This is a genomic window from Citrobacter sp. wls708 (genome assembly GCF_005281255.1).
Lineage (GTDB): Bacteria > Pseudomonadota > Gammaproteobacteria > Enterobacterales > Enterobacteriaceae > Citrobacter > Citrobacter werkmanii.
In genome coordinates this window covers 41,784-59,289 of the sequence record NZ_SZXE01000001.1, presented here as the reverse complement: position 1 = coordinate 59,289, position 17,506 = coordinate 41,784, and the positions used below count along the sequence as shown (strand labels likewise).

Below are 17,506 nucleotides of genomic sequence, written 5' to 3'. Positions count from 1 at the left end.
GTCATATAAAAACCGATGAGGGTAATAAATAATGATGAAGCGCAATATTCTGGCAGTGGTTATCCCTGCTCTGCTGGTAGCCGGGGCAGCTAACGCTGCAGAAGTTTATAACAAAGATGGCAACAAAGTAGACATTTACGGTAAAGCCGTGGGTCTGCACTATTTTTCCAAGAACAACGGTGATAACGCCTACGCGCCTAACGGCGATCAGACCTATGCCCGTCTTGGTTTCAAAGGGGAAACTCAGATTAACGACCAACTGACCGGTTACGGCCAGTGGGAATACCAGTTCAGCGGCAATAACCCAGAAGGCGGTGACGATGCCCAGAAAGGCAACAAAACCCGTCTGGCGTTCGCCGGTCTGAAATTCGGCGACGCGGGCTCCTTCGACTACGGTCGTAACTACGGCGTCGTATACGATGCGCTGGGTTACACCGATATGCTGCCAGAATTCGGTGGTGATACCGCTGCTTCTGACCAGTTCTTCTCCCAGCGTAACGGCGGTCTCGCAACCTACCGTAACTCCAACTTCTTCGGTCTGGTTGAAGGTCTGAACTTCGCCGTTCAGTACCTGGGCAAAAATGAGCGTGATGACGTTCGTCGCTCTAACGGTGATGGCGTTGGCGGTTCTATCAGCTACGAATTCGACGGCTTCGGTATCGTAGGTGCTTACGGTGCGGCTGACCGTACCGATGCTCAACAAAACCCGGCTCTGCGCGGCCATGGCGACAAAGCTGAGCAGTGGGCGACCGGCGTTAAGTACGATGCGAACAACATCTACCTGGCGGCGAACTACAGCGAAACCCACAACGCTACCCGTATCGCTAACGGTTATGCCAACAAAACTGAAGACGTGCTGTTGGTTGCCCAGTATCAGTTCGACTTCGGCCTGCGTCCGTCCCTCGCCTATACCAAATCTAAAGGTAAGGACATTGAAGGCATCGGTGACGTAGATCTGGTGAACTACTTCGAAGTGGGTGCGACTTACTACTTCAACAAAAACATGTCCACCTATGTTGATTACATCATCAACCAGATCGATTCTGACAACAAACTGGGCGTAGGCTCTGACGACACCGTCGCAGTAGGTATCGTTTACCAGTTCTAATAGCAGACCTCTTTGTTAAATGCCTAAAAAACAGGACTTCGGTCCTGTTTTTTTATCTCTGCTAGCGGATTCTTGCGTCTTAAAAAAACACCTCAGCTTTTCGTCAGTAACGGTTGGCATTTTGTAAATCTACCGTTAACCTGATAGCGGACTTCCCTTCTGTAATCACTATGGAACCTCGTCATGTTTGAGAACATTACCGCCGCTCCTGCCGACCCTATTTTGGGTCTGGCTGATTTGTTTCGTGCCGATGACCGCCCAGGAAAAATAAACCTCGGGATCGGTGTATATAAAGATGAGACAGGCAAAACGCCGGTACTGACCAGCGTTAAAAAAGCCGAGCAATATATACTGGAAAATGAAACCACCAAAAACTACCTTGGCATTGACGGTATTCCAGAGTTTGGTCGCTGCACTCAGGAATTACTGTTTGGTAAAGAGAGTTCGCTTATCAACGACAAACGCGCACGTACAGCACAGACCCCTGGTGGTACTGGCGCACTGCGTGTAGCAGCTGATTTCCTGGCAAAAAACACCTCGGCTAAACGCGTTTGGGTGAGCAATCCAAGCTGGCCGAACCATAAGAGCGTCTTTAACTCTGCCGGTCTGGAAGTTCGTGAATACAATTATTACGATGCGGCAAACCACTCTTTAGACTTTGATGCGATGCTGGCAAGCCTCAGCGAAGCGCAGGCAGGCGACGTGGTGTTATTCCACGGCTGCTGCCATAACCCAACCGGTATCGATCCAACATTGGAGCAGTGGCAAACGCTGGCTCAGCTTTCCGTCGATAAAGGTTGGTTGCCGCTGTTTGACTTCGCCTACCAGGGTTTTGCCCGTGGTCTGGAAGAAGATGCGGAAGGTCTGCGCGCATTCGCGGCGCTGCACAAAGAGCTGATCGTCGCCAGCTCCTACTCCAAGAACTTTGGTCTGTACAATGAGCGCGTAGGCGCCTGTACGCTGGTTGCAGCCGATGCTGAAACCGTTGACCGCGCGTTTAGCCAGATGAAATCAGCCATTCGTGCTAACTATTCCAACCCGCCGGCACACGGCGCATCCGTAGTCGCTACGATTCTGAGCAACGACGCGCTGCGCGCCATCTGGGAACAAGAGCTGACTGATATGCGCCAACGCATTCAGCGCATGCGTTTACTGTTCGTGAATACGCTGCAGGAGAAAGGTGCAAGCCGCGACTTCAGCTTTATCATCAAACAGAACGGCATGTTCTCATTCAGCGGCCTGTCTAAAGAGCAGGTTCTGCGTCTGCGTGAAGAGTTTGGTGTCTATGCCGTCGCTTCCGGACGTGTAAACGTAGCCGGAATGACGCCAGATAACATGGCGCCGCTGTGCGAAGCGATTGTCGCAGTACTGTAATCAATAGCGCACAAAAAAAGGCCGCAATCGCGGCCTTTTTATTTATCTGCGCTTTTACCAGACAGGCATTTCATCCTGCAGGAACGGGTTATGCAACCGTTCGTGACCCAGCGTAGAAAGTGGACCGTGGCCCGGAATAAACGTCACGTCATCGCCCAACGGCAACAGTTTACGTTTAATCGAATCAATCAATTGGCTGTGATCGCCGCGCGGGAAGTCGCTGCGTCCTACGCCGCCTTTGAAAATCACGTCACCCGAAATCAGTAATTTTGACTGCTCATCAAAGAAGACCACATGCCCCGGCGTGTGGCCCGGACAATGCAGTACGTGTAACGTCACATTGCCCACGCTTATCCGGTCGCCTTCATTTAACCAGCGATCGGGCGTCAGCGGCTCACAATCTCCCAGGCCAAACATCCTGCTCTGAGCAGGCAGCCCCTGTAGCCAGAACTCATCTTCTTTTTCCGGGCCAATAACCGGGACACCATAATGCTGTGCCAGTTCAGCCGCCGCCCCAACGTGGTCAAGATGACCATGAGTGAGCAGGATCTGCATAAGCGTCAGACCGCTGGCATCCACTTCCTGTTTGATTTTCCCGGCATCGCCGCCGGGATCGACCAGCGCGGCCAGACGAGTCTGCTCACACCAGATTAACGAGCAGTTCTGGGCAAATGCAGTGACCGGAATAATACGATAGTTCATACAGCTCCTGTTTCATTAAGCTTACGGATCACCAGTGCCGTGCAGGTCCGGTGTCAATATGCACAAAGTTACTGCTGGGGTAGTATCCTACACCACCTGCGCGCATAGATAACGCAGCTTTGCGAATATTACTTAATGCGATGCCTTCAATATGGAAATCCATAGCCTGGCCTTTCGTGTGGTAGCTTTTCTTAGCGACACCACGGCTGCGCGCACGGAGTTCATTATTGGTATCGATTGAGCGATAGCCAGAGATCAGCTGTACGGGTTTACGCGTGCCCAGCAGGCCCTGCAGACGGAAGAGTTGGTCAAACAATCCCGGGTCAATGGATTTCACTTTATTGGCCCGAAAATCACGGAAAAAGTGGTTAAGTTTTGCTAATTCGTCCTGAATATAGCCCCTGCCATCAAAAAACTCTGCTTTTATTGACTCACCGGTATGCAGGTTATTCAGAGTCAAGATACGCGGACGTGGGGTAGAGAGTGTGGCAAACGCGGGCGTAGGCAGGATGGCAGCGCCGAGGGCAATGCCACCAAGCGCCAGCAGTTTGCGGCGATTAGCGTCAAATTTGTCCATGGTATTAAGATCTACAAGGTCAATGTTATCGTATGTATGCTCTAGCGCACGCGGGAAACCTTATCTGGCTAAGTAGTCTACGTCAAGGCTCCCAACCCCAGGAAATACGGGGCTTACAGCCATTTTGCCCCGTTTCCGACATAACTTACGACAATCATTTTTCTCGAACTGCTTCATTTATCTGATTAATTGTTCGGCTTTTGACACAATTTGTGCGCTGGATCGCGCTGTCAGATCGTAATTGTAAATATCTGTACGATACTGCGTCCGACCATCCGCTCCCACAAACGCGGTCAGGTAGTAGAGATTGACCGGAATATTCTGGCGAATATTCACGTACCGTGTATCCCCTTGCTTCAGGGCGTCCGAGATGCGCGAATCATTCCATCCCGCATCCTGTAACAGCATATTCGCCAGCTCAGATGCCTTATTCACACGCACGCAGCCTGAACTAAGCGCCCGCGTATCTTTCTGGAACAGATTGTGATTCGGCGTATCGTGCAAATAAATAGCATCTGAACTCGGCATATTAAATTTATAACGTCCGAGTGAGTTACGCGCGCCCGGCGCCTGCTGGAAGCGGAACGGCAGATTGGATGCGGTGATGGTCGCCCAGTCAACCTGCCACGGATCTATCGTCTCTTTGCTATTCCAGCCGCGCATTACGGTATAGCCGTGACGCTCAAGGTATCCCGGATCATTCCACAACTTAGGCAGAATATCTTTTCGTGCCAGCGTCGGCGGGACGTTCCACGGCGGGTTCACGACCACATTATTCAGCGCACTGCTCATCATCGGCGTTTTACGATCGGGACGCCCGACGATGACACGGGAGGCCAGCACCTGATTACCGTTCTGGTAATAGACCAGCGAGTAGGCAGGAATATTGACCATGATACCGGTAGATAAGTCACTCGGCAGCAGGCGCAAACGCTGAATATTCAACGCCAGCACCCCCGCACGCTGCGCGGGCGTTACGTTCAGCCAGTCACGCGTTGCGGGTCCAATTGCGCCATCAGCCCCCAGCCCCTGCCAGGTCTGAAACCGCTTCACCGCCTCGACCAGTTCACTGCCGTAAGCGCTACGCCCTTCTTTAGCTGCCGTACTGACGACTGATTCGAGCATCCCGGTACGGCGTAAAATTTCACGCAACGCGGGGATGTCGTTACTCCACTCGCCAGGACGCAGCGTCGCGGTACTGGTTAACTGCGGCCAGGGACGCGTATCGCTCACCAGTTTTAGCAACGATTCATGCATGGCTGCATACTGCGGATGCTGAGGCGCCAGGCTGGCAATAAACGACGTCAGTTGGCCATTATCCAGCGCCACCTGCCATTGGTTGATCACGGAAATCGGCGGAGTTGCCAGCGCATAGGGCTTGTTACTGTAGAGCCAGCGATTACCTTTGACAGGAATATTCGCGATAAAGTGCAGATATCCCATCAGGGCATCAGAAAGTACGATGTCTCGCGCCTGACCGGTTACCGCCGGGTCAGTCAGCAATGCGACCCAAGTGGTAAATTGCGGCTGGAAACCAGCAATCGCCACCTCGGCTAACTGTTGCTGAAATGCTTTTACCGCATCACGATTTTCCCACATCGGTTTCATATCGCGCGCAGCGTACAGCAGCTCCAACTGACTCATGTATACCGGCGTGAAGCCCGCTGGAAGTTGAGATTGTAAGTCGGCGCGCGCCTTATCGACAGACATGCCCTCTGGCAGCGGTTGAATACCCGCCATAATAGCAGTAGCGGAAGATTGAACCTGCGGTTGCGATAACGCCGTAGGCTGTTCACTGACGGACGCTGAGCTATCGCCAGGAATCATTTCAGGCTCGTCGGCCTGCGCATTGAACAGTGGAGCGAATGTTACGGCCAGGCACAAACTGATTGCCGAGAGCCGACGACCACACATTTTATTAAGCAACATCCCTTGCCCCCTGTTTTCTTTATCATACTTTGGATAGCCAGGCCGTATGCATTCCCCCTAAGTTAGTTGGGGTCGGACCTGTAAAACGCCAATACACGCTGAAGTATGACGAGCAAGCCTGCGATGCGTTAGGCTTACCTTTAGTATATAAACATCAAATAGTTTTTGCCTAACCTAATGTAAAGAAGTCTAAAGAAATCACACCAGGCATTACGTGCTTTTCAGAAAAGCAGAAGGCGGCTATTTAGCCGCCTTCTTCGTTAGCTTGCCTGTGAGGAAGCGTCTTCAGTTCCCGGCAGTGGTTCAGGTAACTGCGGGGCAAACCCGCGTAGCCCCACCACGTGAACGTGCTCGGTGTTCTGGAAGACTTTACGCACCAGTTTGTAGGTGGTGCCTTTCTCCGGGCTGATGTTTTCCGGTGCCGCGATAATCAGTTGCATCTGCAAACGCTCGCACAGTTCAAACAGGGTCGCGATGGAGCGGGCATCCAGTCGTGCGGCTTCATCAAGGAACAACAGTCGGCATGGCGAGATATCTTTCCCACGCAGTCTGCGACCTTCGTCTTCCCAGCTTTGCACAACCATCACCAGAATAGACATCCCGGTCCCGATCGCTTCACCGGTGGACAGTGCGCCAGATTCAGCACGCAGCCAACCGTCAGATCCACGGTTAACCTCGACTTCCATTTCCAGATAGTTACGGTAGTCCAGCAGCTCTTCACCAATGGTTTGCGGCGTGCGTTGCCCCATATCAATCTGCGGATTCAGTCGCTGATACAGCTTCGCCAGTGCTTCAGAGAAGGTCAGACGGTTGCTGTTAAACAGATCCTGGTGCTGTTCATGCTGCTCGGAAAGTACGTCCAGCAAGGTGGCATGCGTTTCACGCACGTTGACGTTCAGACGTACGCTGTTGACCTGACCAAACGACACGTTTTGCAGCCCCTGGTTCAGCATACGAATACGGTTTTGTTCGCGCTGAATCGTCTTACGAATGATGTTCGCCACGCTGCGGGAGCTGATCGCCAGCTTCTGTTCACGCGAGGTTAATTCTTCCGTCAGACGGCTCAGTTCGATCTCCATCTGTTCAATCGCTTCCACCGGATCGTCGGTACGAATAATATCCTGACGAATACGTTCACGCAGATGCTGATAAACCGCGACAAAGAACTGAATTTTACGCTCCGGGCGCTTCGGATCTTCAGACATGCGCAACACATCACGCAGGTGTTCGTTATCCGCCACCGCCAGACGCAGCGCACCGAGCGCCTTATCCGACATCGAACGCAGTTCATCACCAGAAAGATATGCCAGCTCGCGACGGTGCAGACGGCGTTCAACGCCGTTGTCTTTCACCATGCGCATCACGGCACACCAGCCGGCTTTCGCCATCACTACCTGTTCGCGCATCTCAAAATAATCGCGTTCCAGTTTGCGCAGTTTGCGGGTCAGGTTGTCCATCTCCGCTTCGCAGAAGGTCAGCGCTTTTTCCAGCTGGTTACGGCGCGCACGGTTGTTACTGAGCTGCGCGTGCAGTTCATCCCGACGAATACGGGCACGCTCTTCCGCACCGCTGTCAGCACGAACGCCGATATCCTGCAGTTCACGTTGTAAATCGTTGAGCAGTTCTTTTTTAGTGTCATAGGAGCTTTTCAGCGACGCCATGACCTGGTTGTACTGGCTTAACTGCGCGGCGTGGCTGCGCAGCGCTTCACGAGCGCGGGTACGTTCAGCTTCCGCCTGTTCCAGGCGTTGGCGCAGTTTTTCGTTCAGATCGCTGTTGCCGCTCAGCATTTCGGCTGAATCGGAATAGCTAAAGTGCGCCCGACGTTGTACGACCTCTGTCAGCGCAAACGCCTGCTGACGCGCATCACGCTGCATCTGCTGGGAATAGGCGTAATCTTCCTTCAGTTGTTCAAACTGCTCAGGGTCATTTTGCAGAACCGAAACCATCGGTTCCAGTTTGGCTAACTGATTGCCGTGCTGCTGCACAAAACGCGCCGCTTCCTGAGCTTCATCCAGACGCTCACGAATTTCGTCCACGCGATCGGCAAGCGTTTCATCGGCCAGCAGATTTAAACGCGGCAGCAGGCGGTTCAGCGCAGAAACCCCCTCTTTCGCCTGTTCAAACTGCATACGGCTTTGCTGATTATCATTTTCATGATTGGTCAGCGCACGCTCCAGCTCAACGCGGCGGCTGTTCAACTGACGAATTTCCGCTTCTGGATCAGCTTCAAACGCCACCGATAAATGGCTGCCGATAAAGCGGCTGAACGCCTGATGCAGACGCTGGGTTTTCTGGACGTCAAAAGAGAGCGTGGCGAAACGTTCAGACAGCCCTTCACGCTCGGCATGCAGGGTTTCGATACGGCTTTCGCGCGCGGCGCGGCCAAAAATCGGCACCGTTGGGAAGCGGGAATAACGCCACTGACGTTCGGCTGTTTTCACCACCACCGCTTTTTCCAGCTCATCAACGCTGAAAACGCTGTCATCAAACGACTGCGGATCCCCTTCGATAAAATAGAGATCTTCCGGACAATCCGTCAGCCCTTCAAGCTGTTCGGTAATCAGCGACAGATCCGGCACCACGATAGCATGGCGCGACGGACCGTACAGCGCGGAGAAATACGGCGCATCTTCAAGGCTAACGTCGTCATAAATTTCAGACAGCAGCACGCCGCCGAAGCGTTCCGCCAGCGCGTTCAGACGCTGATCTTCCGCCCCGCCCGGCTGACTTAAACGTTCAATTTCTTCATCAACCGCGTTTTTGCGCGCGCCAACTTCATCGCGCTCAACAATGGCTTCACGCTCGCGCTCCAGCAATTGCTGCAGATACTCGGTCACGTCCTGGCTGGAGGTAAACTCTTCGCCGCACTGTTCGCTAAGTTGATTCAGGCTATTTTGCGCGGCCAGCCAGACCGGCGCGCGTTTCATCAAATGCTGGATACGCGACTGCAGTTGTTCCTGTTCCTGACGCAGCGTCATTCGCTGTTCACTGGCTGAGGATACGCTGTCCGACAAGGCGGCGATGCGCGCTTCCAGCTCCTGATGCAGCGCTTCCAGTTCATCGATATCGAACTGTTTGCCCTGGCGTTTGCAGAATTCAGCCAACAGCCGCTCGGCGTCCTGCTGCTCGCGCAGACGCTGCTCCAGTTCGCTAAGACGCATACGCAACGGCTGAACCTGTTCCGCCAGGTGACGCTGCTCAACGCCTTCCCGCAGCAGTTCACGCGCCACGCTCCAGGCCTCACCACGCGCCAGTGGGCCGTTAATCGCCGCCACCAACTGATAAGCCTGTTCGAACTGGCTGTGCGCGGTTTGCGCCACGCTCATTTTTTGTTCCAGCGTCAACAGTTTTTCTGTGGCTTCCTGCTCTTTGGCCTGGAAGGTTTCCAGCCATTCGGCAGCGCTGTCGGCTGTCAGATCCGGTAAGTGGCACAACTCTTTGGCCCGGCTTAACGCCTGAATCGCCTGGGTATACTGGATAGCTCGCGTTTGCTGGACATCCAGCGCCTGCTGATAATCGGCAAGCTGACTTTTCAGCTCATCCACTTCCAGCTCAGCGGCTTCCGCGCGGGCTTCGTTTTCATCCTGGCGGTCAACGGCTTCCGCGACGACCTCATTTTGTTCTTCGAGACGGATCTGTAATTCCTCGAGATCCGCTTCATATCGTTCAATTTTTTCCTGCTGACGCAGCGCGGTTTGCACCAGATTGAGGTGATCGCTCGCCGCCTGGTAATCAGCTTCCAGATCGCCTTCCGCGCCGTTGTGCTCGCCCAGTTCGCGCGCCATATCCACGTGCTTATACTGCTCAGCAGCCAACTGCTTGCGTGAGGTATGCAGTTCACGACGATATTCCAGCGCTTTATCCAGATGAATACGGCGCTCGTTGGCATGGCGCATATAATCCGCTGCCACGTAGTTGGTCGCTTCGCTGATCAAATGCTTAAACAGATCGCGGTCAGACTGGGTTACGCGAATGGCTTCCAGGGTCATGCGGTTTTCACGCAGTGCGGCTTCCATATCCTGGAACGCTTTGCGTACGCCGCTGTTTTCTGGCAGCAGGTAATCACGCAGCGAGCGAGTAATAGCGCTGGAGATACCGCCATACAGCGAGGCTTCAATCAGACGATAGAATTTACTACGATCGGACGCAGAGCGCAGACGACGGGCAATGATGCCCAGATCGAACATCAGCGAGTGATAATCCGTTATCGAGTTGAACTGCTTAAACTGCACGCCTTCCATCTCATCAAGCTTCTCTTTCAGCTCAGGGAGAGACAGGACGCGCGCCTGGCGTTCGTTCAGCGTTTCCGTAACCAACTGAGTGGGCTGCACCGACATCGGCAGCCCCTGAATGGCAAACGGCTTGATATCCACTTTACGATCGCGACCGGCAACCTGTTGCAGACGAACGCCGACAACCACGCGCTGATGGCGGGAGTTGAGGACGTCAAGCATTGAGTAACAGACCCCCGCCTTCAGCTTACCGTGCAGACCTTTGTCACGTGAACCGCTGGTCGCACCGGCTTCGGTGGTATTACGGAAATGCAGCAGGGTTAAATCCGGGATGAGCGCCGTAACAAATGCCGCCATGGTCGTGGATTTTCCCGCACCGTTACCACCGGACAGCGTGGTGACCAATTCATCCAGGTCGAACGTACGGGCAAAAAAGCCATTCCAGTTAATCAGCGTAAGTGAGCGAAATTTACCGCGTTCAATCATTATTCTTCTTCTCCACTGTCCGGCTGATTCTCTTCGGGCTCATCGTTGAGCTGCAGGCGGTTCTCGACCGGCATCGCTTCGCCATCACGAATTAAGCGACGCTGTGCTTCGCGCGGATCGTCACCGGTGCGTACGTCCGCGCCAAAGCGGAAGACCGATTCCGTAATACGGAATTTGCTGCTGTCGTGACCCAGAAACCACACCATGCCTAAGCGACGCAGACGGTTTAGCGAAGAACGTACCTTTTCCTGTAGCTTTTGACGGTCAACGTCCGAACCGGTTGAACGATTGTTCACCAGCTTCAGCAGTTTCGCTTCATCCGCCAGCGTCAACAACTCGTCGTATAACTCTTGCTGGGTAAAAATCCCTTCATTCGCCAGGCGTTCCGGGCTGAGATAGAGATAGCAAAGAATTTTACCCACCATCATGTCCAGTTCGGACAGAACCGAACGCGGAATGAGCGTCGTTGAACGCGGACGAAGGTAGAAGAATCCTTCCGGCGCGCGGATCAGTTCCACGTTATAGCGGCTATAAAATTCTTCAAAATATTCCTGAAAATCCATCAGGAAGGCATGATTATCCAGTTCATCCAGGCCGATATGTCGGCCCGAACGTAAGGCGCTATCCAGCGCCGGAAATAACGGATTCGCCAGCGCCTGCGCCAGCTTTACCGGCATCACTTGTTCAATATTTGTCAATGACATGCGCCTGTACCTTGGCTCCGTAATCATTAATCGGCTGCCATTTGGCTGGCAGTCCGGTGAAATCTGCTTGCGCTACGCCAAGACGTACCGCCTGATCGATAACAATACGCGCGACGTCGAAGTGACGCGCACGTGGATATTGCGCCAGATACTCGCGCACTACCAAACCGAGATCCAGTGGCGTTTGTCTGGATTTGTAGATAGCCAACTGTTCTTCGATGATCGCCGCCAGTTGCTCACGGATCTCGTTAAATTCTTCATATTCCAGATCTGTCGGAAGCTCACCGGTGACCTCTTCGTCACGCAGGACCATCTCTTCATCACGCATATCCAGCAGACGGTCGGCGTTGGCATAAGTCAGCGCCCATGGATCGTCAAAATAAGTCTGCACGGACTGGCGCAAACGCTGGGCAAAGACGCGGTTTTTATCCATATCAATCGCGGTACGGATAAACTTATGCACATGGCGATCGTAACCGATCCACAAATCAATAGACTGCTGGCCCCAACTGATAATACGGTCGAGCTTACTTTGTAAGTCAAACACCAGTCTGTCGACAAAATGCAAATCGTCATGCGCCATCGTGGCATCCTGGATTCGTAGCAGGTTTGCCTGTAGCTTATCCCCCGCCGCTTCCAACGTATCCTGCAGTTCGCGCAGCGTCCCGGAAGTTTCAGAAAGCAGCAGTTCACAGCTGGAAATCGCCGCCCGCCAGTCTTTGTTTAGCAACTGCGCGATATCGTCTTTCACCTGCTGCTGCTGTTCATCCATGATGCGCTGGGTGAGATCGATACTGTCGAAAATCTCCGCCACCGAATATTTCAATGGCGCGTAAACATTGCGATGCCAGTGGAACTCATCGCCGCCTTCCGCTGCCGCATCCGCCGCGCGCTTCAGTTCGCCTGCAACAATCGACAGTTGCATTGAAAGACGCAGCGTAGAGAATTCGCGCTGACGTATGTAGTAATCCGTGATGCCAATCCCGAGCGGCGTTAAACGATATATGGCATTGCCTTCCGCCTGCTCGCTGGTAAAGCGGTTCAGCAGACGTTGACGCACCATATCGTTAATCGCGTTGTTAGCACGTACGCCAATGGTTTCGCTGGTTTGCTCAAACGCATCACTCACATGGCGGAACGCATCCACCAGCTCACCTTCACTCATCTCGCCGTCAAGTCGCTCGCCGTTCAGAGTGGCGACCGCCAGCAGGAACGAAAGTCTGTCTACCGGCAGAGAGATGGAGAAGTCATTTTTTCTGGCCCAGGCAACCAGTTCGGGGACTGTCTGGGAAAATTCACTCATAGGTTATCCTTGCATCTGCGGCTCGGGCCGGACTTTTAATCGCGGTGACATGAATATAGCGCCCAAGGCTGATATACGGTTCCTGGCGGCAATAGCGCGTTTCTAACTCAAGTAACATTTCATAGTCGTCATGTTGTTTATGCTTATCCCGCAGATAGTCATGAAACACTCGGACGCCCGTTTTACTTGTTATCTGCCAACCGATCTGTTCCAGCCACTGGTAAACCTGCCCCGGATCGCGTGGGTAGTCCGGTGAAAGCGTACGCTTTTTACGTTTCGGCATCCCCACCTGCACATAGTCAAAGTTCCCTGCGACCATGTTATGCATCAACAGACCGTTAGCATTGTAGAACATTAACGACAGCGCGCCGCCGGGACGCAATACTGACCACAACGTCTGCAACACGCTGACGGGATCCGTCACCCATTCCAGCACAGCATGAAACAATATCAGATCAACCGGGGTTTCCAAATGCGCAGTAACGTCCTGAGCGGCGCATTGTATGAAATGCATGTTTCCGCTCACACCTTTTGCCTCTGCCGCCTGTCGCGCACGGGCGATCATTTCGCCTGACAGATCGCATAATGTCACGAAGTGCCCACGTTCCGCCATCTTGATGGCCGTTTGCCCTTCACCGCCGCCGGCATCCAGAATATGCAATTGCTGCTCGCCGAATGTCGCCAATAATCGATCCAAATCCTGCCAAAGAATAGCCTGTCTTAATTGGCCTTTGGTGGTGCCGTAAATGTTACGGGAAAACTTCTCTGCAATGTCATCAAAATTGCGATCCCGCATCGGGCTCTCCACATACTGGCTTTAGGGTGACTAAGTAAAACCGCTATTTTGTCACACCCGCGCCGAGAATGAACCTTCCTGGTGTAATATCCCTGCAGATCCCCTGCTGTATGGTTAAAAAAGGAACCAAAAAGGATGCTTTTTACGCTGAAGAAAGTGATTGGCGGTATGATGCTGCCGCTTCCGCTGATGCTAACAATGATGGGTATTGGCCTGGCGCTGGTCTGGTTTAGCCGCTTTCAAAAAACAGGGAAAGTGTGTATCAGCCTGAGTTGGCTGGCGCTATTACTCCTGAGTTTACAACCCGTCGCCGACAGTCTGCTCAAGCCCATTGAGGACAGCTATCCCACCTGGCAGGATACGCAAAAAGTGGAATACATTGTGGTGCTGGGCGGGGGATATACCTGGAACCCTCAGTGGGCGCCGAGTTCAAACCTGATTAACAATAGCCTTCCACGCCTGAATGAAGGTATTCGCCTATGGCGCGCGAATCCAGGATCGAAGCTTATCTTTACCGGTGCCGCCGCAAAAACGAATAACGTTAGTACCGCGGAAGCTGGCGCCCGCGTAGCAAAGTCGCTGGGGGTGCCGGCGGGTGACATCATCACGCTGGATCAACCCAAAGATACTGAAGAAGAAGCAGCGGCAGTAAAACAGGCCATCGGCAACGCGCCGTTTCTGCTGGTGACCTCCGCGTCGCACTTACCGCGTGCCATGATTTTCTTCCAGCAGGCCGGGCTACATCCGCTGCCAGCACCTGCCAATCAGTTAGCGATTGATTCCCCGCTTAATCCATGGGAGCGGGCAATTCCCTCGCCGGTCTGGCTGATGCACAGCGATCGTGCCGGATACGAAACGCTGGGGCGCATCTGGCAGTGGCTGAAGGGAGCGGGACATTGACCGAAATATTGCCTGATGGCGACGCTATCGCGTCTTATCAGGCCTACGGGTCAGCGCAGAATTCCAGGCCGGATACGGTGTGCACGTGTTGATCAGGCGAGCCACGGCAGCAGGGATTTTGTCGCCAGATCAAAGTTGGAACGATTAAAGCGTCCGGTATTGACCAGTTGCGCCACCTCATCCCATAACACATACAACCAGCGCCGCCAGATGAATGACTCCGCCACTGGCGCGCGTTGCAGATATTGCCAAAGCAGGCTTTCCGCCAGCGCATTATCCATTAAGCGGAACAATTCATATTCTCTTGGCGCCCATAGCATCAAGCCCGGTCCCACCATCGCCAGGAGCTGATCGCTACGAGCATCTTTGAGCATGCTGCGTAAACTGAAATTGCCGTGGATCAGCACGCAGTTATCATTAAATCCGGCAAATAAGTCGGGTAAACATTCACGGGTGCGGAACAGAATCCGCTTGTCCTGCATCGTCAGCCCAGTATTGTTGAACTGATTCAACGTGCTCCACAATACCTCGACACGCTGGCGATACCAGGACGGCCAGATGTTCTCTTGCGTGTTATCCACCGCTCCCACGCAGCCGCGGCTGTCCTGCCGATGCCATGACAGCAAACCTTCTACGATTTGATCTTTTAAATGTTCCCAGCGCTCGGGCGTTCGGGCAGGCGCTTCCACCGGCACGCCGCGTAGACGCTCAAGCAGGAGCACATCAGGACCGGGATGCTCCTCATGCGTTAAGACGCCATAAATGACCGGCATACGTACCGTGCCACTGCGCGCCAGCATGGAGGTTTTCCATGCCAGCTGCTGCGCCATCCCCGGCGTGGTGAAACTTCTCGCCATCAGCGGCATCGGATTACCCTGACTGTCGTACAGTGACCACAGGGCGGTATCCACTTTCTCATTCACGCATTCAATACGACTGAGTTTTTCACCCAGCAGATGGCTGAGTTCGGCACGCAACTGTTCCATTTCAGATTGCCCTCATAAAAGCTACTGCTTTCATAATGAGCGTCGCGCAGACAGATGTCACCCGGATGAGATCAATTGATGAAAAGAAAAGCACAGGGAAAACGTAACGATACGACACTCCTCCCAAAAATAGGCGGTATTATGGGTGGAGTGCCATGAGAAAAACTAACGCATTTCAGCGCGAACGCGTTCAAGATCCTCAGCAGTGTCTACGCCAGTACCCGGTACTTCTTTAGCGACGGCCACGTGAATTTTTTCGCCGTACCACAGCACACGCAGTTGCTCCAGCATTTCAATATGCTCAAGCGGGCTGGGCTGCCAGTTAACATAGCGGCGAATAAAACCGGCGCGATAACCGTAAATACCGAGGTGACGCAGGAAGGTATCGCCTACCGTTTCCAGGCTTTTGGCAAAACGGTCGCGATCCCAGGGAATCGTTGCGCGCGAAAAATAGAGCGCATAGCCTTCGCTGTCCAGAACGACTTTAACCGCATTCGGATTGAATGCTTCTTCCGCATTATGAATGGGAGCCGCAAGGGTCGCCATGCCAACCTGGCGTTGCGCCAGATTTTCGGCCACCTGACGAATAATGACCGCTGGGATCATCGGCTCATCACCCTGAACGTTCACAATAACGGTATCATCGCTAAAGCCACATTTCTCGACGACTTCCGCCAGACGCTCGGTACCAGACTGGTGATCGGCCCGGGTCATGCAAACTTCCCCTCCCACCGCTTCTACCGCACGAGCGACATCTTCATGATCGGTGGCAACGATAATGCGCTCAGCGCCAGATTCACGCGCACGCTCCAGCACATGCACGATCATCGGCTTGCCGTTGATATCCAAAAGCGGCTTGCCCGGCAAACGGGTGGACGCATAACGCGCAGGAATAATGACCACAAAACTCATGATTTACTCTCATCCGCAGTCAGAACGCGAGCTTCGGTTTCCAGTAAAACGGGAATGCCATCACGCAGTGGGAAAGCAAGGTTATCCGGTTTACAAATTAGTTCCTGTTTTTCCTGGTTAAACCAGAGTTTGCCATTGCATACCGGGCAGGCAATGATTTCAAGCAGACGATGATCCATAGTTCCTCCAGATGGACCGGATTGTGAATCCGTAAATATTAACATAATCGCTTAACGGGCTGGGGCTATTTCCCAGCCATGACGTACACCAGCAAATATACCTTCAGGACAGCGCCCCAGCGTCACGCGCGTTGCCTGCTGCCAGCGGGCAAAATCATCAATCGCCTGGAACAACCCTTTTTGCAGAGTAATGCCAGGTTTGACCCCATCCTGTAACCATAGCGAAATCACCTCCAGTACACCTGTTTTACGGTGCATTTTGGCATCCATCCGCCCCACTAACTGCCCATGATGCAGTAAAGGCAGGACAAAATAACCGTATTGTCGTTTCGCTGCTGGCGTATAACATTCCAGCCGATAGCTAAAATCAAATAGCTGCTCTGCCCGTTTGCGATCCCAGACCACCGGATCAAACGGCGATAAAACCGTGCTATGCGTTGCTGTTAATTTACCCGCCAATGCCTGCTCAAGCAGCGGTTGAAGATCGCTATGCAACCACAGGGTTCCCAGCCCTTCAACGTCGACCGGAATAATTTGTTGCTGTTCCTTGCGCACATCACACCAGTTTTTTAATCCCGGACGCTTCAAACGATAGTAGTCTGCCAACCACTGTTCGCGAAAAATCCCCAGACTACGGGCGCTGTTGTCCAGCATGACAATTTCGGCTTCCTCTTGTGAAAGCCTGTCACGTTCATCATCCCAATGCGGCATGACGCGATGGGTTAAATCATAGACTCGCTGGAAATTACGCCGCTCCACCACCATGACTTTCCCGGCAGTAAACAGTCCTTCAAGGTGTCGCTTATGCGGCTTCCATTCCCACCAACCGTTAGCCCCCTTACGGGGATGTTCAAAATCGGCTGAGCGTACCGGCCCATTATGATGGATATGCTGGAGTAACTGCTCAATCTCATGGGCATGTTCTGCCATCCACGCCGCTTTATATTTCCAGCCCATTTTCTCCGGCGCCAGCATGCGGTGGCGTATCAGCATAAAGTCACTGCGCGGCATAAAGCAGGCCTCGTGCGCCCAGTACTCCATCAGTTCACCCTGCCGTAGCGAGTCATCCAGCCATTGCGGGGAATAATCACCTAAACGACTGAACAGCACCAGGTAAGGACTGCGCGCCACAATATTGATGGTATCGATTTGCAATAAAGATATGCGCGAAATGGTGGCAAGAATATCGGCAGGAGATGCCCGGCGGCGTGTTTTTTTCAGCAGACCTTGAGCGGCAAGGTGAAGATGACGAGCATCCGTCAGAGAAAGGTGCGGCAACGACATTTATGACCTCATAAATGATTCGCTGCCGCAG

General features: G+C 53.2%; 14 protein-coding genes. 3 read left to right on the top strand and 11 right to left on the bottom strand.

All coding sequences use genetic code 11. The features are described 5' to 3' along the window. The first annotated feature begins 31 nt into the window (after positions 1 to 31). On the top strand, positions 32 to 1,108 hold the full coding sequence (gene ompF / locus FDW97_RS00230) for a porin OmpF (protein WP_121528839.1): 1,077 nt from the start codon (positions 32 to 34) through the stop codon (positions 1,106 to 1,108). 183 nt (positions 1,109 to 1,291) lie between these two features. Beyond that, positions 1,292 to 2,482 carry an aspartate transaminase gene (aspC, locus tag FDW97_RS00225; RefSeq protein ID WP_085049199.1) on the top strand — a complete coding sequence of 397 codons (1,191 nt, stop codon included), beginning with the start codon at positions 1,292 to 1,294 and terminating at the stop codon, positions 2,480 to 2,482. Between the two features lie 54 nt (positions 2,483 to 2,536). Here the strand turns inward: aspC and FDW97_RS00220 are convergent, their stop codons facing one another. From FDW97_RS00220 to cmoM, 7 genes are all read right to left on the bottom strand, one after another. Next, entirely contained in the window at positions 2,537 to 3,184 is a 648-nt protein-coding gene (locus FDW97_RS00220; RefSeq protein ID WP_038639351.1) for an MBL fold metallo-hydrolase, read from the bottom strand. A 28-nt stretch (positions 3,185 to 3,212) separates the two neighbouring features. Then, the gene (locus tag FDW97_RS00215; RefSeq protein ID WP_003831948.1) at positions 3,213 to 3,761 is read right to left on the bottom strand and encodes a YcbK family protein; all 549 of its coding nucleotides are present in this window, start codon (positions 3,759 to 3,761) and stop codon (positions 3,213 to 3,215) included. 177 nt (positions 3,762 to 3,938) lie between these two features. After that, positions 3,939 to 5,690, bottom strand: coding sequence for a L,D-transpeptidase (gene ldtD / locus FDW97_RS00210; protein ID WP_085049198.1), 1,752 nt, complete (start codon positions 5,688 to 5,690; stop codon positions 3,939 to 3,941). 260 nt (positions 5,691 to 5,950) lie between these two features. Continuing rightward, positions 5,951 to 10,411, bottom strand: a complete 4,461-nt coding sequence (mukB, locus tag FDW97_RS00205) for a chromosome partition protein MukB (RefSeq protein ID WP_038639346.1) — start codon at positions 10,409 to 10,411, stop codon at positions 5,951 to 5,953. Beyond that, the gene (gene mukE / locus FDW97_RS00200) at positions 10,411 to 11,115 is read right to left on the bottom strand and encodes a chromosome partition protein MukE (protein WP_038639343.1); all 705 of its coding nucleotides are present in this window, start codon (positions 11,113 to 11,115) and stop codon (positions 10,411 to 10,413) included. The genes mukB and mukE overlap by 1 nt, the downstream gene beginning before the upstream one ends. After that, positions 11,096 to 12,418, bottom strand: coding sequence for a chromosome partition protein MukF (gene mukF / locus FDW97_RS00195; protein WP_038639340.1), 1,323 nt, complete (start codon positions 12,416 to 12,418; stop codon positions 11,096 to 11,098). Before mukF ends, mukE begins: the two co-directional genes overlap by 20 nt. Then, positions 12,411 to 13,214, bottom strand: a complete 804-nt coding sequence (cmoM, locus tag FDW97_RS00190; RefSeq protein ID WP_069323253.1) for a tRNA uridine 5-oxyacetic acid(34) methyltransferase CmoM — start codon at positions 13,212 to 13,214, stop codon at positions 12,411 to 12,413. Before cmoM ends, mukF begins: the two co-directional genes overlap by 8 nt. 135 nt (positions 13,215 to 13,349) lie before the next feature. Between cmoM and elyC the strand changes: the two genes are divergently transcribed. Continuing rightward, entirely contained in the window at positions 13,350 to 14,114 is a 765-nt protein-coding gene (gene elyC, locus FDW97_RS00185) for an envelope biogenesis factor ElyC (protein ID WP_087857557.1), read from the top strand. A 92-nt stretch (positions 14,115 to 14,206) separates the two neighbouring features. Here elyC and FDW97_RS00180 read toward each other — a convergent pair whose 3' ends face one another. The 4 genes from FDW97_RS00180 to FDW97_RS00165 form a co-directional block, all read right to left on the bottom strand. After that, entirely contained in the window at positions 14,207 to 15,100 is an 894-nt protein-coding gene (locus FDW97_RS00180; protein ID WP_038639330.1) for a YcbJ family phosphotransferase, read from the bottom strand. A gap of 165 nt (positions 15,101 to 15,265) precedes the next feature. After that, positions 15,266 to 16,012 carry a 3-deoxy-manno-octulosonate cytidylyltransferase gene (gene kdsB / locus FDW97_RS00175; RefSeq protein WP_137350469.1) on the bottom strand — a complete coding sequence of 249 codons (747 nt, stop codon included), beginning with the start codon at positions 16,010 to 16,012 and terminating at the stop codon, positions 15,266 to 15,268. Then, the gene (ycaR, locus tag FDW97_RS00170; RefSeq protein WP_038639323.1) at positions 16,009 to 16,191 is read right to left on the bottom strand and encodes a protein YcaR; all 183 of its coding nucleotides are present in this window, start codon (positions 16,189 to 16,191) and stop codon (positions 16,009 to 16,011) included. Before ycaR ends, kdsB begins: the two co-directional genes overlap by 4 nt. 51 nt (positions 16,192 to 16,242) lie before the next feature. Next, positions 16,243 to 17,475, bottom strand: coding sequence for a winged helix-turn-helix domain-containing protein (locus tag FDW97_RS00165; RefSeq protein ID WP_085049197.1), 1,233 nt, complete (start codon positions 17,473 to 17,475; stop codon positions 16,243 to 16,245). Positions 17,476 to 17,506 lie beyond the last annotated feature (31 nt).